This is a genomic window from Streptomyces sp. MRC013, assembly GCF_023614235.1.
Taxonomy (GTDB): Bacteria; Actinomycetota; Actinomycetes; order Streptomycetales; family Streptomycetaceae; genus Streptomyces.
In genome coordinates this window covers 3,319,172-3,338,344 of the sequence record NZ_CP094264.1, presented here as the reverse complement: position 1 = coordinate 3,338,344, position 19,173 = coordinate 3,319,172, and the positions used below count along the sequence as shown (strand labels likewise).

Sequence of the window (19,173 nt, the reverse complement as noted above, 5' to 3'; positions counted from 1 at the left end):
CACGCGACCCCCGGCCGCCCGGCCGTGGACCGTGTGCCGACGCGCGCGGCCGTCACCCGCTCCGCCCGGCCGTCACCTGCCGTCGCGGGCCAGGAACGCCAGCAGGTCCTGGCGGCTGACCACACCGGTCGGCTTGCCCTCGACCAGCACGATCGCCGCGTCCGCCCGGCCCAGCACGGCCATCAGGTCCTCGACCGGCTCGCCGGAACCGACCTGCGGGAGCGGGGCGCTCATGTGCTTCTCCAGCGGGTCGCCGAGGGAGGCGCGCTGGGTGAACAGCGCCTCCAGCAGCTCCCGCTCGACGACCGAGCCGACGACCTCGGCGGCCATCACGTCCGGGTGGCCGGCGCCCGGCTTGACGATGGGCATCTGCGACACGCCGTACTCGCGGAGCACCTCGATCGCCTCGCCGACCGTCTCCTCCGGGTGCATGTGCACCAGCTTCGGGATGTCGCCCTCCTTGTGGCGGAGCACGTCCCCGACGCGCGCGGACGGGCCGGCGTCCTCCAGGAAGCCGTAGTCCGCCATCCACTCGTCGTTGAAGATCTTGGAGAGGTAACCGCGGCCGCTGTCCGGCAGCAGGACGACGACCACGTCGTCCGGGCCGAGCCCCTCGGCGACGCGCAGCGCCGCGACGACGGCCATGCCGCAGGAGCCGCCGACGAGGAGGCCCTCCTCCTTGGCGAGGCGGCGGGTCATCTGGAAGGAGTCCTTGTCGGAGACGGCGACGATCTCGTCCGTCACCGTCCGGTCGTAGGCGGACGGCCAGAAGTCCTCGCCGACGCCCTCCACCAGGTACGGGCGGCCGGAACCGCCCGAGTAGACCGAGCCCTCCGGGTCGGCGCCGACGACCCTGACCCTCCCGTCGCTGACCTCCTTGAGGTAGCGGCCGGTGCCGGAGACGGTGCCGCCCGTGCCCACGCCGGCGACGAAGTGGGTGATCCGCCCGTCCGTCTGCTCCCACAGCTCCGGGCCGGTCGTCTCGTAGTGCGAGCGCGGGTTGTTCGGGTTCGAGTACTGGTCCGGCTTCCAGGCGCCGGGGATCTCGCGTACGAGGCGGTCGGAGACGTTGTAGTACGAGTCCGGGTGCTCCGGGTCGACCGCCGTGGGGCAGACGACGACCTCGGCGCCGTACGCCCGCAGCACGTTGATCTTGTCCGTGGACACCTTGTCCGGGCAGACGAAGACGCACTTGTAGCCCTTCCGCTGGGCCACGATCGCCAGTCCCACGCCGGTGTTGCCGGACGTCGGCTCGACGATGGTGCCGCCGGGCACGAGCTCGCCGCTCCTCTCCGCGGCCTCGATCATGCGCAGGGCGATGCGGTCCTTCACCGAACCGCCGGGGTTGAAGTACTCGACCTTGGCCAGGACCGTGGCCTGGATGCCCGCGGTCACGCTGTTGAGCTTCACCAGCGGGGTGTTGCCGACGAGGCTGATCATCGAGTCGTGGATTCGCACCGTAAGTCTCCGGGTCTCCGTGATGGTCCAGCCAGCGTAAGCCGAGCGGATGCGTAGCCGGGCACCGTCATCGGGCAGTTAGCTCACAGACCGTACGAAGGAGGTGGCCACGCCTATGTCGAGGGCGAGGGTGGCACGGCGGATCGCCGCGGGCGCGGCGTACGGGGGCGGGGGCGCCGGTCTGCTGGGGGTGGCCGCGGCAGGGGTGCTGCTGGCCGAGATGCGGCTGGCGAAGCGGTCCCTGGGCGGTGGCGTCGCGCCGCTGCCGCCGACGGCGGACGGGCTGTACGGGCGCGGCTTCGACGGGAATCCGCTGCGGCTCGCCATGCTGGGCGACTCCACGGCCGCGGGCCAGGGCGTGCGGCGCGTCGGCCAGACCCCGGGCGCGCTGCTCGCCTCCGGGCTCGCCCAGGTGGCCGAGCGGCCCGTGGAACTGCGGAACGTCGCGCTGCCCGGCGCCCGCTCCGACGACCTGGAGCGGCAGACCACCCTGCTGCTGGCGCACCCGGAGCGGGTCCCGGACGCCTGCGTGATCATGATCGGCGCGAACGACGTCACCCACCGGGTGCCGCTCACGCAGTCCGTGCGGCACCTGTCGGGGGCGGTGCGGCGGCTGCGCGCCGCGGGCGCCGAGGTGGTCGTCGGCACCTGCCCCGACCTGGGCACCATCGAGCCGGTGTACCAGCCGCTGCGCTGGCTGGCGCGGCGGCTTTCGCGGCAGCTGGCGGCGGCGCAGACGATCGCGGTGGTGCAGCGGGGCGGCCGGACCGTGTCGCTGGGCGATCTGCTGGGTCCGGAGTTCGCGGCGAACCCGCGGGAGATGTTCGGCGCCGACAACTACCACCCGTCGGCGGAGGGGTACGCGACGGCGGCGATGGCGGTCCTGCCGACGGTGTGCGCGGCCCTGGGCGTGTGGCCCGGCCCGGAGCGGCCGGAGGCGAACCGGGGGGAGGGGGTGCTGCCGGTGGCCGTGGCGGCGGCGGAGGCGGCGGAGGAGGCCGGTACGGAGGTCGCGGGCGCCCGCGCGCCGTGGGCCCTGCTCAGGCACCGCCGCCGGCGGCGCCTCACGGAGTGCGCTGCCCCGGAGCGTCCCGCCGAGGGCGACCCGGTGTGACCCCTCGGCCCGGGCCCCCGCCCCGCGCCCCCGCCCCGTCGCGGACGGCGCGGTCCGCGACGGGGCCGGCGGTCCGGAGCCCGGGAGGACCGGCTGACCTGGCGCCGGGCAGTGCGGCGGGGGTCACACCTCCCCTGCGGTGACCCGGGCTCTACGTAGGGGTAACTTCCCTTCCAGCCGCCCGCCCGCCCACCCTGGAGCCGTGATGCCCGAAGCCGTGATCGTCTCAGCCGCCCGTTCCCCCATCGGCCGGGCCCACAAGGGCTCGCTGAAGGACCTGCGGGCCGACGAGCTGACCGCCACGATCGTCCAGGCCGCCCTCGCCAAGGTCCCCGAGCTGGACCCGCGGGACATCGACGACCTCATGCTCGGCTGCGGCCTGCCCGGCGGCGAGCAGGGCTTCAACATGGGCCGCATCGTCGCCGTGCGGATGGGCATGGACCACCTGCCCGGCTGCACCGTGACCCGCTACTGCGCCTCGTCCCTGCAGACCACGCGCATGGCCCTGCACGCCATCAAGGCCGGGGAGGGCGAGGTGTTCGTCTCCGCGGGCGTCGAGACCGTCTCGCGGTACGCGAAGGGCAACTCCGACACCCTCCCCGACACCCGCAACCCGTTCTTCGCCGAGGCGCAGGCCCGCACCGCGGCCACCGCCGAGAGGGGCGCCCGGGAGTGGCACGACCCGCGCGAGGACGGCCTGGTGCCGGACGCGTACATCGCGATGGGCCAGACCGCCGAGAACCTCGCCCTGCTGAAGGGCGTCAGCCGCCGGGAGATGGACGAGTTCGGCGTGCGGTCGCAGAACCTCGCCGAGCAGGCCATCGCGGACGGCTTCTGGGAGCGCGAGATCACCCCGGTGGCCCTCCCCGACGGCACCGTCGTCGGCAAGGACGACGGCCCCCGCGCGGGCGTCACCCTGGAGGGCGTACAGGCGCTCAAGCCGGTCTTCCGCCCCGACGGGCGCGTGACCGCGGGCAACTGCTGCCCGCTCAACGACGGCGCCGCCGCCCTCGTCGTCATGTCCGACGCGAAGGCGCGTGAGCTGGGCCTGACCCCGCTCGCCCGGATCGTCTCCACCGGCGTCTCCGCCCTCTCCCCCGAGATCATGGGGTACGGCCCGGTCGAGGCCAGCAGGCGGGCGCTCGCCCACGCCGGCCTCACCGTCGGCGACATCGACCTGGTCGAGATCAACGAGGCGTTCGCCGCCCAGGTGATCCCCTCCTACAAGGACCTGGGCATCCCGCTCGACAAGGTGAACGTCAACGGCGGCGCCATCGCCGTCGGCCATCCCTTCGGCATGACCGGCGCCCGCATCACCACGACGCTGATCAACAGCCTCCAGTACCACGACAAGCAGTTCGGTCTGGAGACCATGTGCATCGGCGGTGGTCAGGGCATGGCCATGGTGATCGAGCGGCTCTCCTGACCCGGCTTCCCCGGCCCGGCCCCCGCGGTCGCGCCGCGTCCCGGCCGTGACCGAATCTCCCCCAGGATGTGACCTATCTCCCGGGGGAGATTCGTTTGTGCAGGTCAGGGTCGTGACAGTGCAAAACGCCCGCGAAAGAAAACTGTCCAATTCGTGACGTAATGCACTGACACCGGGTCCACAGCCGGGAGAAGCTGAGGTAGGAAGTGCGGGGGATCGATAGAAACCGGGAGTAAGTCAGTGAGCGCCATGTCTCTCGCCCTGCTGCTGACCACGGCCGCCGCCGCGGCCGTGGGCGCCGCTGCCCTCTACGCCGTCCACGGGCTGCGCCGGCAGATCGCCGCCCTGCGCGCCGACCTCGCCGCCCGCGGCGCCGCGGAGCGGCGTCCGACCGTTCCGCACGCCCGCTCCGCGGAGGTCACGACGGCGGAGGAGATACGCACGGCCGTCGCCGAGGCGCTGGCCGAGGAGCGCGAGCGCGAGCTGGCCGAGGCCCGCGCGTTCTGGGCCGCCCAGGAGGCCCGGGACGCCACCGACTCCCCCGCCTCCCTGCTGGACGGGGCCCCCGGTCCGGTCGGCGGCGTCGGCGACGACGGCCCCTACTTCGTGCCGCGCCAGTCCGACCTGGCGGGCCTGGAGTCGCTGGGGCTCGACACCGGGTACGACGCGGACGGCGACCTCACCGGCGCGCGGCTTCCCGACTTCCCCGGCCTGCCGGGCGGGGAGTTCTCCGAGCCCGCCGGGGCGGGCGACTGCCCCGAACACCCCGAGGACTCCCCCGAGCTGGCCGCGGCCCGCCGCCGGCACCCCTCCCACCCCGACTTCGTGCCCGTCCGCACGCCGGTCGTCACCGACCACGAACGGACCATGGCGCGCCTGGAGGAGCTGGCCGCCGCGCGCACCGCGCTGACCGACGTGCGCCCCGGGCCGCTCGGCACGCTCGACGTGTACGTCTTCGAGGACGGCGCCACGCTGTGCATGACCCCCGGGCACCGCGAGACCGCCGAACGCCTCGCCGAGGCCCTGCGCCGGGGCGCCACCCCCTTCCTGCTGGGCGGGTCCGGCATCTCCGGCGCGTACGCCCTGACGTTCTCCTGCGGCGACGCGGAGAACGTCTACGTCCTCGCCGACCGGGTCATCGCCTCCGTGTAGGGGCGTCCGTCCCCTACAGGGCCGTCCGCGCCGCCGCCGCGCGGACCGACTCCACCGCCTCCGCCAGCTCCCCGGCCAGCGCCGCCGCGGACGCCCCGTCCCGGCGCGCGGCGGCGCGCAGCGCCTCGGCGAGGTCCGCGCCGGCGACTGCCAGCTGGTCCCCCACCGCGAACACCCCGGCGTCGGGCATGACGCGCACCTCCGCCGCGCCCTCCAGCCGCTGCGCCCGCGCCGCCAGCTCCCTGGCCAGCGCCAGCCCCTCCGCGGCCGCACCCTGCCTGAGCCGGCTCTGCGGGGCGGCCCGCAGCCGGTCGGCGAGACGGCCCACGGCCTCGTCCAGTTCCGTCGTGTCGTGCACACCGCGACCCTATGCGGCGTCGATCCGCCGCCGCCAACGGGCGGGCGCCCGGGCGCGGTGACGCGTGGGAGCGCCCGCGCGCGGCGGGCGGACGCGGCGGTGCCCCGGCTCCTCCGGAGGTGCCCGCCGCCCGGTGCCCCGCCGCACGGCCCGTGGCGTCCGGTCGGCCCCGTACCGTCGCGGCGGGCGCCCGCCGTCCGCTTCGGGGAGGGGGCGGGCCGGCGCCCGGCGGGGACGGCCGCGCCGGCGTGGTCCGTTCCGCGGGCGCGGCCCGCCGGGCCGCCCCGGGCGGCGCCCCCGCACGACGCGGAAGGGCCCGCCCGGACGAACCGGGCGGGCCCTCCACCGACCGCGGGGTCAGTCGTCGCCGCTGAGGATCTGCACCAGCCGCAGGAACTCCAGGTAGATCCAGACCAGGGTCAGGGTGAGGCCGAAGGCCGCCAGCCACGACTCCTCGCGCGGAGCGCCGTAGGCGATGCCGTCCTCGACCTGCTTGAAGTCCAGCGCCAGGAAGCAGGCGCCGAGGACGATGCCGATGATGCCGAACACGATGCCGAGGCCACCGCTGCGGAAGCCCAGGCCGTCACCGCCGCCGAACAGCGAGAACAGCATGTTCACCGCCATCAGCAGGACGAAGCCGACCGCGGCCGCCATCACGAAGCCGTAGAAGCGGCGGGTGACGCGGATCCAGCGCATCTTGTACGCGATGAGCACACCGGCGAAGACCGCCATCGTGCCGAGCACCGCCTGCGGGACGGCGCCCGCCGTGACGTACGTCGAGACGGCGCTGGAGATGACGCCGAGGAAGACGCCCTCGAAGGCCGCGTACCCCAGGATCAGGGCGGGCGACGCCTTGCGCTTGAAGGACTGCACCATCGCCAGGACGAAGGCCACCAGGGCCGCGCCGATGCCGATGCCGTAGGACCTGCCGAGGTTGGCGGGGTCGACCGGCAGCAGGAACCAGGCGAGCGTCGCGGTGACGAACACCGTGCCGAGCGTGATGGCCGTGCGGGACACCACGTCGTCGATGGTCATGGCCCCCGCGCGGGCCGGGGCCTGCGGCGGGGCGCCGTGCTGGGCGTCAGGCTGCCCGTAGGGGTCGGTCGCGTACGGGTTCGTCGCGTACGGGTTGGTTCCAGCGGCGGGGCCCCCGGCCTGCTGCTGCGCGTTGAAGCCCGCGTAGCCGTTGTCGCGGCTGAACCCCCGTCGCGAGAAGACCGGGTTGCTGCTCCTCATCTCACTCCTCCATGGCCGCCGTGCGCGGCCTTGCAACCAGAGTAATGGGGAAGCAAAGGAAACACCCTAGTGCTCGGGGAGGATCTTTCGCTCCCGGATCTCGATCGCGCGACCCCGTGTGGCTCCGGAACCTCCCCGAGCCGTCGGCGCCGGAGCGGGGCCCCAGCCCGGACCGGCACCGCTTCCGGCCCGCGGCAGCGCCCGGCCCCGGTGAGAACACCCGCGTCCTCGCGCGACCGCACGCCTCCTCCCCGCGTGCCGGATTCCGTGTTTCCCGCGGGAGCGCGGTCGGGAGCACGCCTTGGAGCCCGGCGGTCCGCCGGCCCTCCGCGTTCCCCCGGTGCCCGCGGAACACGGACCGGAGCGCTCCCCCGCCCCGCGGCGGGGCCGAACGCCCGGGCGGTCCCGTTCAGCCCGGGGCCGGGGACGGCCCGATCGCGGGCCCGGCCCCGCGGGGCGCCCGCCGCTCCGGCCGCCGACGGCGTTCCGCCCCGGGCGGACGGGGCGTGCGGGGGTGCGGGCCCCGCGTCCGCGTCCCGTTCCGGGACGGCCCCCGCCGTCGGAGCCGCCGCCGCCCCGGGACCGCGTGGGGCAGCCCGGTCCCCGTCCCCTCTTCCCCCGCCCGCCAGGGGTGTTGGAGGATCCCCGCATGAGCCCGCACCCGACCGAACCGGCCGCCGACGCGGCGGACACGTACCTCACGGCACTCCACGCACGGCTGACGGACGACGGCTGCGCGGTGACCTCCCCGCGCTGGAACGACCGCCGGGTGGTGGCCGGCCACCGCGCCGACCGCAGGGTCCGCTGGTTCGGGACGAAGGCCGAACTGTTCGTCTTCGCGAGTGCCGTCCCCGAGGTCGACGTGGCCGTCCTGGGGGAGTTCACCGCGTGGGCCACGCACTACGCCAAGAGCCTGCGCGGCGGCGTACCCGGCGCCCGCAACGCGGCACTGGTGCTCCCCGCCCTGGTGAGCGCACGCGTCCGGCCCGAGGCGGCCCGCTGGGCCGCCTCGGACGCCCGGATCCTCGACATGTCGCTGGTCGCCCGTCCCCTCACGGTCGAGACCGCTCCGGGTGCCGTACGGACCTCGATCTACCGGGGCGGGGTCGCCTGGGGCGGCATGTTCACGGGCCACGTACTGGAGAAGGCCGCCCTGTACTTCCCGTGAGCCCGGTCGCCGGGTCCCGCACGCTTCCGTCGCGCCCCGGCCGCGTCGGCGGCACCGCGGTCCGGCACTCCGGCCCCGCGCCCGGGCCGGCGGTTCCCGCCCGCCGGTCCCGTCGCCGGCGCGTGCGCAGACGCCCGCCGAGCGGCCGCCTGCGGGGCACTCGGGCCGCCCCGCCGCGGGCACGGCCCGGACGCCGCTCCGCCGGTGGCCGGAGGTCCCGCCGGACTCGTCCCCGCGCTTCTCGCGCGGGTGCGCGCTCGCCGCGGGCACAGCACAGCCCCCGGTGTTCCCGGCGTGTTCCCACGCCGCACCGAGGGCACGGAACCCCGCGTTGTTCCCCCTGGGCCGGAGGCCCGTACCCACCTGGTGCCCGGAGCGGGACTCGAACCCGCACGGCCGTCGTAGGCCAGCGAGGTTTAAGCTCGCCGTGTCTGCGTTCCACCATCCGGGCATGACGCGCGACTCCTCCGCGTCAGCACGTGAGCCTATCCGTGCGTGCCCTTCGAACGACGAGGCAGTGGCCCGATGTTGTCTTATTTTATTGGAGTCTGAGGGGCCGTCAGCACACGGTGAGGGCGTTGCGCAGCAGCGGTGCGGGGTTCACGGCCGTACCTGCCGTTCCGGCGGAATGACGGAAAGTCGCCGTCCGTCCACGCCGCGTCCACGCCGGGTCCCCGTCGGCGGGACCCGCACCGCCCCGTACCCCGCTCAGGGGAGGCACTCGGGGGTGACGTCATACCTCAGAAGGAGTGGCTCGCCGGGCCGTCAGACTTCAGGCGGCCCCGGGAACGGGCACGCGGGCGGACGCCCGGCGGGGGCGGGACACGGACGATGGGACGGTCCTCGACGAACCCGTGTGTGACAGGAGTCCCCCTCGTGATCCCCACCCCGACGACCGCACGCCGCGCCACCGCGGTGGCCGCCCGCGCCACGGACCTCTCCAAGGTCTACGGGCAGGACGAGACCCGGGTGGTCGCCCTCGACCGGGTGACCGTGGAGTTCCCGCAGGGCGAGTTCACCGCGATCATGGGCCCGTCCGGTTCCGGCAAGTCCACCCTGATGCACTGCGTGGCCGGCCTGGACACCTTCTCCAGCGGATCGGTCCGCGTCGGCGACACGGAGCTGGGCGCCCTCAAGGACAAGCAGCTCACGCAGTTGCGCCGGGACAAGATCGGCTTCATCTTCCAGGCCTTCAACCTGCTTCCCACGCTCACCGCGCTGGAGAACATCACGCTCCCCATGGACATCGCGGGCCGCAGGCCGGACAAGCAGTGGCTGGACCGGGTCATCGACATGGTCGGCCTGTCCGCGCGGCTCGGCCACCGCCCGGCGCAGCTCTCCGGCGGCCAGCAGCAGCGCGTCGCCGTCGCCCGCGCCCTGGCCTCCCGGCCGGAGATCGTCTTCGGCGACGAGCCCACCGGCAACCTCGACTCGCGCTCCAGCGCCGAGGTGCTGGGCTTCCTGCGGAACTCGGTACGGGAACTGGGGCAGACCGTCGTGATGGTCACCCACGACCCGGGTGCCGCCTCCTACGCCGACCGCGTGATCTTCCTGGCGGACGGCCGGATCGTCGACGAGATGATCGCGCCCACCGCCGACGGGGTGCTGGACCGCATGAAGGAGTTCGACGCCAAGGGCCGGACCAGCTGACCGGGGGCCGCCCCCGCGCCCGCCCCTCCCGACACCGGACACCTCCACCCCAGGACTCGCCTCATGTTCCGTACCGCCCTGCGCAACGTGCTCGCGCACAAGGCCAGACTGCTGATGACCGTCCTCGCCGTCATGCTCGGCGTGGCCTTCGTCTCCGGCACCCTCGTCTTCACCGACACCCTGAACCGGGCCTTCACCCGGCAGGCCGCCAAGAGCTACGACGACGTCGCCGTCTCCATCGCCTCCCACCCGGACCCCGGGGAGGCGAGGGGGGAACCGGGCCTCTCCCGCGCCGTGCTCGACCGGATCTCCGCCGTGCCGGGGGTCGCCTCCGTCACCGGCCGCGTCGAGGGCTTCGCCGGCGTCCCCGACCGGGACGGCAGGCTGATCGGCGTCGAGTGGTCCAACAAGGGCTCCAACTTCGCCCCCGGCAAGGACGGGAGGGACGCCCGGTACGCCTTCGTGGAGGGTGGCGGCCCCGTGGCCGCCGGCCAGATCGCCCTCGACCGGGAGACCGCCGCCAAGGGCCGGTACGAGGTCGGCGACACCGTCCGCGTCGCCACCAACGGCCCCGTGCGGACCTTCCGCCTCCAGGGCGTCTTCACCACCGACGACGGCGCGGTCGGCGCCGGCGGCAGCCTCGTCCTGTTCGACACGGGGACCGCGCAGAGCCTCTTCCTCAAGCCCGGTTACTTCGCGGAGGCCACCGTCACCGCCGCGCCCGGCGCGGACGACGACCGGATCCTCGCCGCGATCGAGCCGCTGCTCCCCGAACACGCCGGGGCGCAGACCGGCGAGGAGCTCTCGGTGCAGCAGGCCGAGGAGATCGAGGAGGGGATGAGCGCCTTCAACCAGGTCTTCCTCGGGTTCGCCGGCATCGCCCTGTTCGTCGGCGTCTTCCTGATCGCCAACACCTTCACGATGCTCGTCGCGCAGCGCACCAAGGAGGTCGCGCTGATGCGGGCCGTCGGCGCGTCCCGCCGGCAGATCACCCGCTCGGTCCTGGCGGAGGCCGGCATCGTCGGCCTCGTCGCCTCGACCGCCGGCTACCTGCTGGGCATCGCGCTCGCCGTGGGACTGCGCTCCGGCATGGCGGCGTTCGAGGTGAAGGTGCCGGACGGCCCGCTCGTCCTCGGTGTCGTGCCCGTGCTGTCCGCGCTCGGGGTCGGCCTCCTGGTCACGGTGCTCGCGGCGTGGCTGCCGGGCCGTCGCGCGGCGAAGATCCCGCCGGTCGCCGCGATGAACAGCGTGCACGCCGCGCCCACGCAGAAGTCGCTGGTCCTGCGCAACAGCATCGGCGGCGGCCTGGCCGCCATCGGCTCCGGCGTGATCGTGCTCGGCGCCGCCAAGGCCGGCGACCTCGGCCGGCTCCTCGTCTCCGGGGGCGCGTTCCTCGCCCTGGTCGGCGTCATCATGCTGATCCCGCTGCTGTCGCGGCCGCTGATCGCCGCCGTACGGCCGCTGCTCGTCGGGGTGTTCGGCGTCTCCGGCAAGCTCGCCGGGCAGAACGCCGTCCGCAACCCGCGCCGCACCGGCGCGACCGCCTCGGCGCTGGCCATCGGGCTCACGCTGGTCACCGGCCTGTCGGTGCTCGGCGTCACCGTCGGCCGGTCCCTCGACCAGGCGACCACCGACCAGATCAAGGCGGACTACATGGTCCGCATGGCCGGCGGCGGCTCCCTCGACCCGTCCGTGCTGACCGCGCTGGAGAAGACCCGCGGCGTCACCGCCGTCTCGCCGGAGCAGGCGTCCCGCATGGAGCTCGGCGGGAAGCCCGCCTTCGTCTCCGCCGTCACGCCCGGCGACGTCGAGGAGGTCCTGAAGATCGAGCCGACCGCCGGCTCGCTCGACTCGCTGGCGCGCGGCCAGATCGCCGTGGCCCGCAAGACCGCCGAGTCGCGCGGCTGGAAGGTCGGCGGCACCGTCGCCGTCACGTACGGCGACGGTGAGAAGGGCACGCTGACCGTCGGCGCGGTCTACCGGGACTCCGAGTTCCTCTCGCCGGTCCTGATCGACCGGAAGGTCGTCGCCCCGCACGACCCCGAGCCGTACATCCCCTCCGTCTTCGTCTCGGTGGAGGGCGGGGCCAGCGCCGCCAACGAGAAGGCGCTGGCCCGGTCCCTGGGGAACAACCCGGCCGTCGACTTCATGGACCACAAGGACATCCGCGACTCGTTCGGCGGCGTCATCAACATGATGCTGAACATCATGTACGGCCTGCTGGCGATGGCTCTGCTCATCGCCGTGCTGGGAGTGGTCAACACCCTGGCCATGTCGGTCTTCGAACGGCAGCAGGAGATCGGCATGCTCCGCGCGATCGGCCTGGACCGGCGCCGGGTGAAGCGGATGGTCCGCCTGGAGGCCGTGGTGATCTCGCTGTACGGCGCGGTCGTCGGCGTCGCCCTCGGGTCGTTCCTCGGCTGGGCGGTCGGGGAGACCGTCAGGGACAGCCTGCCGGGGTACACGCTGACCCTGCCGTGGGACCGGATCGGGCTCTTCCTCCTGCTCGCCGGCCTGGTCGGCGTCCTGGCCGCGATGTGGCCGGCGCGCAGCGCGGCGAAGCTGAACATGCTGAGCGCCATCAAGGCCGAGTAGCGGACGCACCGCCGGAGGGCCGGGTCCCCGTCGCATGACGGGGGCCCGGCCCTCGCCGTCGGTGCGAACGCGGGCCCACACCCGCCGGACGGGACCGTCCAGGGCCGCCCGGGGGCGCCCGAGGGCGTCTGAGGCGGCCCCGGGGGCGTCTGGGGTCGACGGCGGACCGAGGCGCCCGGGAGGCCGTCCGGAGCGGCCCGGGGCCGGCTGGGGTCGCCCGGGGAGGCGTCGGGGTCGTCCGGGCCCGGGGAGGCGTCGGGGTCGTCCGGGGCCGCCCGCCCCCCGGGGCCGCCCGGGCACCGTCCGGGTCGGCCCGGGTCGGCCCGGGTCGGCCCGGGTCGGCCCGGAAGCCGGAGCCGGGCCGGGTGCGATGGCGCCGTGGCGGCGTGCGGTGGTGGCGGCGTACGGCGGCACCGCGATGACGGCGGCGCGGTGCCGCGCCACGACGCGGCGAGGGGCCGCCCGCACCACGGATGGCGGGCGGCCCCTCGCCGGGGAACCGCGGGGAGGCGGCCGGGTCGCCCCGGCCGGCCTCAGGAGGCCTTGGCCTTCTCCTGCTGGGCGGCGGCGGGCGCCGGAGCCGGCTTGGCCGCCTCGTAGAACTCCTCGCGCGGCGACTCGATGGCGCCGAGCGAGACGACCTCGCGCTTGAGGAACATCGCGAGCGTCCAGTCCGCGAAGACGCGGATCTTCCGGTTCCAGGTCGGCATGGCCATGCCGTGGTAACCGCGGTGCATGTACCAGGCGAGACGGCCCTTGAGCTTGATCTTCACCTTGCCCATGACGATCATCGCGACGCCCTTGTGCAGGCCGAGGCCCGCGACCGCGCCCTTGTTGGCGTGGCTGTACTCCTTCTGCGGGAAGCCCCGCATGCCGGAGAGGACGTTGTCGCCGAGCACCCTGGCCTGGCGCAGCGCGTGCTGGGCGTTGGGCGGGCACCAGGCGTTCTCGTTGCCGGCCTTGCGGCCCACGAGGTCCGGGACCTGGGCGTTGTCGCCCGCGGCCCAGATGTAGTCGGTGCCCGTGACCTGGAGCGTCGGCTGGCAGTCGACGTGGCCGCGGGGACCGAGCGGCAGGCCGAAGCGGGCCAGCGCCGGGTTCGGCTTCACGCCGGCGGTCCACACGATCGTGTTGGAGTCGACTTCGAGGCCGTTCTTCAGCACCACGTGGCCGTCGACGCAGGAGTCCATGGACGTGCTCAGGTAGACCTCGACGCCGCGGGCCTCGAGGTGCTCCTTGCCGTACTTGCCGAGCTTCGGGCCGACCTCGGGGAGGATCTTGTCCGCGGCGTCGACCAGGATGAAGCGCATGTCCTCGCGGGACACGTTCCGGTAGTACCTGGCGGCGTCGCGGACCATGTCCTCGACCTCGCCGATCGTCTCGGCGCCGGCGAAGCCGCCGCCGACGAAGACGAAGGTCAGCGCCTTGCGGCGGACCTCCTCGTCGGTGGTCGAGTCGGCCTTGTCCAGCTGCTCGAGCACGTGGTTGCGCAGGCCGATGGCCTCCTCGATGCCCTTCATGCCGATGCCCTGCTCGGCGAGGCCGGGGATCGGGAAGGTGCGGGAGACCGCGCCGAGCGCGATCACCAGGTAGTCGAACGGCAGCTCGTACGCCTCGCCCACCAGGGGCGCGACGGTGGCGACCTTGCGCTCCTGGTCGATGGTGGTGACCCGGCCGGTCAGGACCTCGGCCTTGGGCAGCACGCGTCGCAGCGGGACGACGACGTGCCGCGGCGAGATGCTGCCGGCGGCGGCTTCGGGAAGGAAGGGCTGGTACGTCATGTACGAGCGCGGGTCGACGACCGTGACGGTCGCCTCGCCGTAACGCATCTTCTTGAGAATGCGCCGAGCTGCGTACAGGCCTACGTACCCACCGCCTACAACGAGGATCCTGGGACGCTCCGTGGTGCTCATGCCATCGAGTATCCACCCCTCCGGGGGGCGTGACTCGTGAACCCCTTCACACCCTGTCGCGCCCGCTCTGCTACACTCCGCCGCCCGCGTGATCGAGGTCATGCCGGAGGAGGGGAACCCGGCCTCCGGCGGACACGTTGATCACCCCGCTGAGCTGGCAGCTTCAATCGAAACACCGGGTGAACGCCACCTTCCGCCCTCCCGGAGCGCGGACCGCCCGCACGGCCGCGACAGCGGCCCCGCCCCGGCGATCGGCGGGCGCACCGCCTTTACGGGGCCCTTACGGGCCGACAGGGGCGGCTTTCCTTGTGAAGAACTTCACGAACTTTCCCGCAGGGGTCCGCCGGGGCGGCCCGGCGGACCCGGCCGGGCGCCCTCCGCCCTGCGGCGGGGCGGCTTCCGCAGCCGCTTCCACGACGGGGGCCGGGCCTTCCGGAGGGGCGCCGCGCGGCCCGCCCCCGGGGCCGCGCGGGCCGGACGGCGCACGCTCGACCGCCGGGCGCCGGACGGGCGGAGCCGGCCCCGGGCGGCCGGGGCGGGCCGGGTGACCGGCGAGAGGTCCACCGCACGCTGTGACGCCCCGCCCGGCCTCACCCCCGCCGTCATCGGCAGACGGAGCCGCCTCCCGATGACGAGCGGGCGCCACCGGCCCAGCGGACACCGCCGGGCACCGGCCCTCAACGGGCCTCGCCCGCCGCGTGGTGGGCGATCCCGTCGAGGATGGCCCACGAACGCGACTCTCGCGGCTGGCGGCGTGTACACGTGAATGCGTACACTGAGTCCATGGCCAAGAACACCGCGACCGTGAGGGACGCACGCGCACACCTCGCAGAACACATCAACCAGGCCGAGGAAGGAGTTCCGACCGTCATCACACGCAACGGTTCCCCGGTTGCCGCAGTCGTGCCGATCGCGGACTTCGAGGCGTTGGAAGACGCGGCCGACGTGCTGCTGGCCCGCGAAGCGGAAGCAGTTCTGGCCGGTGGTGAGCCCACCGTCTCGATGGCCGAGCTGCTGGCGGACCTGTTCAGCGAGCGGAGTGAAGACGCCGCGTGAAGTACGCGTTCCGGTTCACCACGGCAGCACAGCGGCAGATCCGGGCCATCGGCCGACCCGAAGCCATGCGCATCCTGACCGCACTGACCGCTCTCGGCGACGATCCGTACCGTGAGGACGCCGACATCAAGAAACTCGCCGGCCCCTCGGATCTCTACCGGCTCCGGGTCGGCAACTACCGGGTCGCGTACCAGATCAACGACGGCGAACTCGTCGTCCTCGTCGTCAAGGTGGGCGACCGGCGGGACGTCTACCGCAACCTGTAGCGCCCGCCTCCTACCGCGCGTCGAGTGCCGTATGGAACGCGATCCCGTCCAGGATGTCGTGTTCGCTCACCACGACCTCGGAGGCGCCGACGTACTCCATGATCTCGCGCAGGACCAGGGCGCCGGAGACGATGACGTCGACCCGGCCCGGATGCATGACGGGGATCGCGGCGCGTTCGTCGTGGGTCATCGCCAGCAGCCGGGCGGTGACCTCGGCGACCCGCTCGTAGGGGATGCGGGAGCGGTGGATCACCGCCGAGTCGTACTCCCGCAGGCCCAGGGCGATCGCGGCGACCGTGGTGACGGAGCCGGCGAGGCCCACGAGGGTGCGCGCCCCGCGGACCGGGACGGTCTCCTCCGCCAGGGCGATCGCGGCGCGCACGTCGGCGCGGATCGCGGCGACCTCGTCCTCGGCGGGCGGGTCGTGGCGGACGTGGCGCTCCGTCAGGCGTACGCAGCCGATGTCCACCGACCGGGCCGCTTCGACGTGCCCGGCGCCGACGACGAACTCCGTCGAGCCGCCGCCGATGTCCACGACCAGGTACTCGTCGTTCCCGGCCAGCTCCCTCGTCGCCCCGACGAAGGAGAACTCGGCCTCCCGGGCGCCGGTGACGACCTCCGGCTCGACGCCCAGGACGTCCAGGACGCCCCGCACGAAGTCGTCGCGGTTCTCGGCGTCGCGGGACGCGGAGGTCGCCACGAAGCGGACCCTCTCGGCGCCCAGCTCCCGGATGACGGCCGCGTACTCGCGGCACGCCGCGAACGTCCGCTCCAGCGCCTCCGGGGCCAGCCGGCCCGTGCGGTCCACGCCCTGGCCGAGGCGGACGACGGTCATCCGCCGGTCCAGGTCGACGAGGGTACCCGTGTCGGGGTCGACGTCCGCCACGAGGAGGCGGATGGAGTTCGTGCCGCAGTCGACGGCCGCCACCCGGGTCACCGTGCGCCCCCGTCCCCGGCCCCGCCGCCGCACCCGGTGCTCACGCAGGGCCCCTTCGCCCACCACTCGGGGAGCATCGCCAGCGCCTCGTCGCCCAGCGGGTTCACGCCCGGCCCGGCGACCAGGGAGTGGGCGACCAGGACGTGCAGGCACTTCACGCGGTCCGGCATGCCGCCGGCGCTGGGGAACCCGACCAGGACCTCGATGGCGTCGCGGCGCGCGACGTAGTCCTCGTGCGCGGCCCGGTAGGCGGCGGCCAGCTCGGGGTCGGCGGCGAGGCGCTCGGTCATCTCCCTCATGACGCCGTTCGCCTCCAGCGTGCCGATCGCGGAGTTCGCGCGGGGGCAGGTGAGGTAGTACGTCGTCGGGAACGGCGTCCCGTCGGGGAGCCGGGGGGCGGTCTCGACGACGTCGGGCTCGCCGCACGGGCAGCGGTGCGCGATGGCCCGCAGGCCGCGCGGCGGGCGGCCGAGCTGCTGCCTGAAGGCCGCGACGTCGGCCTCGGTCGGCTCGGTGCGGTCGGTCTGCGGAGGGGGCGTTTCCATGCCTGCCTTGATCCTGCTCGGTACTGGTGGGGCCCGGGGCCTTCGGCGGCCGCCGGCGGCTGTCGGTCCTGCTGGTGGTTGTCCCGGTACTGCTGTGACTACCGGTACTGCTGGTCGGCGCGGTCCACGCCGTCCCAGACGTTGGAGTACCAGGGCCGGCCGTTGCCGCCCTGGTCGGCGCGGTGCCGCCGCTCCGCCTCGGGGTCGTTCATGACGAAGGCGGTCTCGCCGGGCATCACGTAGTGGAGGTGCCGGCGCGCGAGCCGCTTGACGTACGCGTCGTCCTGGAGGCGGGCCTTCTCGTCGCGCAGCCGCTCGACGCGGGCGGCGGCCTCCTCGGCCAGTCGCTCCTGCTCGGCGATCTCGCCGCGCTGCGACACGTACTGGCGCATCGGGTAGGCGAGGACGACGACCATGGTGCAGACGACGAGGGCGAGGAAGGCGGCCCGCCCGGTGAGCCGGGAGCGGCGCGCCTGGCGGCGGCTCTGGGAGCGGTAGACGCGGGCGGCGGTCTGCTCGCCGAGCAGCCGCAGCCTCGTCGCGGTCGAGAACCGGTCCCGGTCCTGGCCCATCGGCTCGCCCCTCCTCACGTACGACGTCCCCGGACACGGTACGGGACCGCGACCGGGGACGTACGCAACCGGGGGCGACGGGGCGCAGCCCCGCGCGCTCAGCCGTTCGCGGGGCGGAACCGCGGGAACGCGCTGCGGCCGGCGTACACCGCGGCGTCGTCGAGGATCTCCTCGATGCGCAGCAGCTGGTTGTACTTGGCGACGCGCTCGGAGCGGGCCGGGGCGCCGGTCTTGATCTGGCCGCAGTTGGTGGCGACGGCCAGGTCGGCGATGGTGACGTCCTCGGTCTCGCCGGAGCGGTGGGACATCATGCACTTGAAGCCGTTGCGCTGGGCCAGCTCGACGGCGTCCAGGGTCTCCGTGAGGGAGCCGATCTGGTTCACCTTGACCAGCAGGGCGTTGGCGGCGCCCTCCTCGATGCCGCGGGCGAGGCGCTCGGGGTTGGTGACGAACAGGTCGTCGCCGACGAGCTGGACCTTCGAGCCGAGCCGCTCGGTGATGGCCTTCCAGCCGTCCCAGTCGTCCTCGAACAGCGGGTCCTCGATGGAGACCAGCGGGTACGAGGCGACGAGCTCCTCGTAGTACGAGGTCATCTCGGCGGCCGTGCGGGACCTGCCCTCGAACTGGTACGCGCCGTCCTTGTGGAACTCGGACGCGGCGACGTCCAGGGCGAGCGCGACGTCCCGGCCCGGGGTGTAGCCGGCCTGCCTGATCGCCTCCATGATGAGGTCGAGGGCGGCGCGGTTGGAGTCCAGGTCCGGTGCGAAGCCGCCCTCGTCGCCGAGGCCGGTGGACAGGCCCTTGTCCTTCAGGACCTTCTTCAGGGTGTGGTAGACCTCGGTGCCCCAGCGCAGGGCCTCGGAGAAGGACTCCGCGCCCACGGGCGCGATCATGAACTCCTGGATGTCCACGTTGGAGTCGGCGTGCGAGCCGCCGTTCAGGATGTTCATCATCGGCACCGGGAGCAGGTGCGCGTTCGGGCCGCCCAGGTAGCGGAAGAGCGGCAGGTCGGACGCCTCGGAGGCGGCGTGCGCCACGGCGAGGGAGACGCCGAGGATGGCGTTGGCGCCGAGGGAGGACTTGTCCGGGGTGGCGTCCAGGTCGAACATCGCCTGGTCGATCAGCCGCTGCTCGGTGGCGTCGTAGCCGACGAGCTCCGGGCCGATCTGCTCGATGACGGCGAGGACGGCCTTCTCGACACCCTTGCCGAGGTAGCGGTCCTTGTCGCCGTCGCGGAGCTCGAGGGCCTCGAACGCACCGGTGGAGGCACCGGACGGGACGGCAGCACGGCCGGTGCTGCCGTCGTCGAGGCCGACCTCGACCTCGACCGTGGGGTTGCCTCGGGAGTCGAGGATTTCCCGGGCTACGACGACGTCGATGGACGGCACGAGCATCTCCTTCTGGGATGTGACGCGTGGAGTGCGGGCTCTTTCGCCTTGCGGCAAGAGCCTAGCCGCCCCGGGGGCCGGCGCCCGCGACCGGCCGCCCGCCGGGGCGGCAAAGTGGTCGAAGTGGTCTTTTACGGGAGGAAAGCCCGCGCTTGCCGACGCGGGGCGGCCACCGCCCCGCCGGAGCGACGGCCGCCCCGCGCGCCCCGCTCCTCCCACCCCCGAGGGGGCGCCCGTCCGGGGACGGGCCGCCCGTACGGAGGACGGCCCCGTTCCCGCCGCCCGCCGGGACGTCCGCGCAGGGGAAGGCCCCGGCCCGCCGCGCACGGGGGACGCGCG

General features: G+C 74.0%; 16 protein-coding genes and 1 tRNA gene. 8 read left to right on the top strand and 9 right to left on the bottom strand.

Annotated features, from left to right (window positions below; all coding sequences use genetic code 11):
* Positions 1 to 72: 72 nt before the first annotated feature.
* The gene (locus LUW75_RS15325) at positions 73 to 1,458 is read right to left on the bottom strand and encodes a cystathionine beta-synthase (protein WP_250336111.1); all 1,386 of its coding nucleotides are present in this window, start codon (positions 1,456 to 1,458) and stop codon (positions 73 to 75) included.
* Positions 1,459 to 1,573: 115 nt separating this feature from the next.
* On the opposite strand from LUW75_RS15325, the gene LUW75_RS15320 reads away from it, so the two are divergent.
* The 3 genes from LUW75_RS15320 (at position 1,574) to LUW75_RS15310 (ending at position 5,150) form a co-directional block, all read left to right on the top strand.
* Positions 1,574 to 2,572, top strand: coding sequence for an SGNH/GDSL hydrolase family protein (locus LUW75_RS15320; protein ID WP_250336110.1), 999 nt, complete (start codon positions 1,574 to 1,576; stop codon positions 2,570 to 2,572).
* Between the two features lie 205 nt (positions 2,573 to 2,777).
* Positions 2,778 to 3,998 carry an acetyl-CoA C-acetyltransferase gene (locus LUW75_RS15315; protein WP_250337687.1) on the top strand — a complete coding sequence of 407 codons (1,221 nt, stop codon included), beginning with the start codon at positions 2,778 to 2,780 and terminating at the stop codon, positions 3,996 to 3,998.
* 249 nt (positions 3,999 to 4,247) lie between these two features.
* On the top strand, positions 4,248 to 5,150 hold the full coding sequence (locus LUW75_RS15310) for a hypothetical protein (protein WP_462933797.1): 903 nt from the start codon (positions 4,248 to 4,250) through the stop codon (positions 5,148 to 5,150).
* 13 nt (positions 5,151 to 5,163) lie between these two features.
* Here the strand turns inward: LUW75_RS15310 and LUW75_RS15305 are convergent, their stop codons facing one another.
* Both LUW75_RS15305 and LUW75_RS15300 read right to left on the bottom strand, forming a co-directional pair.
* Positions 5,164 to 5,508, bottom strand: a complete 345-nt coding sequence (locus tag LUW75_RS15305; RefSeq protein ID WP_250336108.1) for a hypothetical protein — start codon at positions 5,506 to 5,508, stop codon at positions 5,164 to 5,166.
* Positions 5,509 to 5,865: 357 nt separating this feature from the next.
* The gene (locus LUW75_RS15300; RefSeq protein WP_250336107.1) at positions 5,866 to 6,744 is read right to left on the bottom strand and encodes a Bax inhibitor-1/YccA family protein; all 879 of its coding nucleotides are present in this window, start codon (positions 6,742 to 6,744) and stop codon (positions 5,866 to 5,868) included.
* Positions 6,745 to 7,393: 649 nt separating this feature from the next.
* On the opposite strand from LUW75_RS15300, the gene LUW75_RS15295 reads away from it, so the two are divergent.
* The gene (locus LUW75_RS15295; RefSeq protein ID WP_250336106.1) at positions 7,394 to 7,912 is read left to right on the top strand and encodes a hypothetical protein; all 519 of its coding nucleotides are present in this window, start codon (positions 7,394 to 7,396) and stop codon (positions 7,910 to 7,912) included.
* 364 nt (positions 7,913 to 8,276) lie between these two features.
* On the opposite strand, the gene LUW75_RS15290 is transcribed toward LUW75_RS15295, so the two are convergent.
* Positions 8,277 to 8,363 (bottom strand) — tRNA-Leu (locus LUW75_RS15290).
* Between the two features lie 428 nt (positions 8,364 to 8,791).
* Here LUW75_RS15290 and LUW75_RS15285 point away from each other — a divergent pair.
* Together LUW75_RS15285 and LUW75_RS15280 are read left to right on the top strand one after the other, a co-directional pair.
* Positions 8,792 to 9,562 carry an ABC transporter ATP-binding protein gene (locus LUW75_RS15285; protein ID WP_250337686.1) on the top strand — a complete coding sequence of 257 codons (771 nt, stop codon included), beginning with the start codon at positions 8,792 to 8,794 and terminating at the stop codon, positions 9,560 to 9,562.
* A gap of 63 nt (positions 9,563 to 9,625) precedes the next feature.
* The gene (locus tag LUW75_RS15280; protein ID WP_250336105.1) at positions 9,626 to 12,157 is read left to right on the top strand and encodes an ABC transporter permease; all 2,532 of its coding nucleotides are present in this window, start codon (positions 9,626 to 9,628) and stop codon (positions 12,155 to 12,157) included.
* A gap of 533 nt (positions 12,158 to 12,690) precedes the next feature.
* Here LUW75_RS15280 and LUW75_RS15275 read toward each other — a convergent pair.
* Complete coding sequence (locus LUW75_RS15275; RefSeq protein ID WP_250336104.1) at positions 12,691 to 14,070, bottom strand: NAD(P)/FAD-dependent oxidoreductase; 1,380 nt, start codon at positions 14,068 to 14,070, stop codon at positions 12,691 to 12,693.
* Between the two features lie 783 nt (positions 14,071 to 14,853).
* Here LUW75_RS15275 and LUW75_RS15270 point away from each other — a divergent pair.
* Together LUW75_RS15270 and LUW75_RS15265 are read left to right on the top strand one after the other, a co-directional pair.
* Entirely contained in the window at positions 14,854 to 15,126 is a 273-nt protein-coding gene (locus tag LUW75_RS15270; RefSeq protein ID WP_250336103.1) for a type II toxin-antitoxin system Phd/YefM family antitoxin, read from the top strand.
* Positions 15,123 to 15,392: a type II toxin-antitoxin system RelE family toxin gene (locus LUW75_RS15265; RefSeq protein WP_250336102.1), complete on the top strand. Its 270-nt coding sequence runs from the start codon at positions 15,123 to 15,125 to the stop codon at positions 15,390 to 15,392. The genes LUW75_RS15270 and LUW75_RS15265 overlap by 4 nt, the downstream gene beginning before the upstream one ends.
* A gap of 10 nt (positions 15,393 to 15,402) precedes the next feature.
* On the opposite strand, the gene LUW75_RS15260 is transcribed toward LUW75_RS15265, so the two are convergent.
* From LUW75_RS15260 to eno, 4 genes are all read right to left on the bottom strand, one after another.
* Complete coding sequence (locus LUW75_RS15260; RefSeq protein ID WP_250336101.1) at positions 15,403 to 16,329, bottom strand: Ppx/GppA phosphatase family protein; 927 nt, start codon at positions 16,327 to 16,329, stop codon at positions 15,403 to 15,405.
* Positions 16,326 to 16,874 (bottom strand): DUF501 domain-containing protein, encoded by a 549-nt coding sequence (locus tag LUW75_RS15255; protein WP_250336100.1) that lies wholly within the window; start codon positions 16,872 to 16,874, stop codon positions 16,326 to 16,328. The genes LUW75_RS15260 and LUW75_RS15255 overlap by 4 nt, the downstream gene beginning before the upstream one ends.
* 98 nt (positions 16,875 to 16,972) lie before the next feature.
* Complete coding sequence (locus LUW75_RS15250) at positions 16,973 to 17,446, bottom strand: FtsB family cell division protein (protein WP_250336099.1); 474 nt, start codon at positions 17,444 to 17,446, stop codon at positions 16,973 to 16,975.
* Positions 17,447 to 17,544: 98 nt separating this feature from the next.
* Positions 17,545 to 18,840: a phosphopyruvate hydratase gene (eno, locus tag LUW75_RS15245; RefSeq protein WP_250336098.1), complete on the bottom strand. Its 1,296-nt coding sequence runs from the start codon at positions 18,838 to 18,840 to the stop codon at positions 17,545 to 17,547.
* Between the last annotated feature and the right edge of the window lie 333 nt (positions 18,841 to 19,173).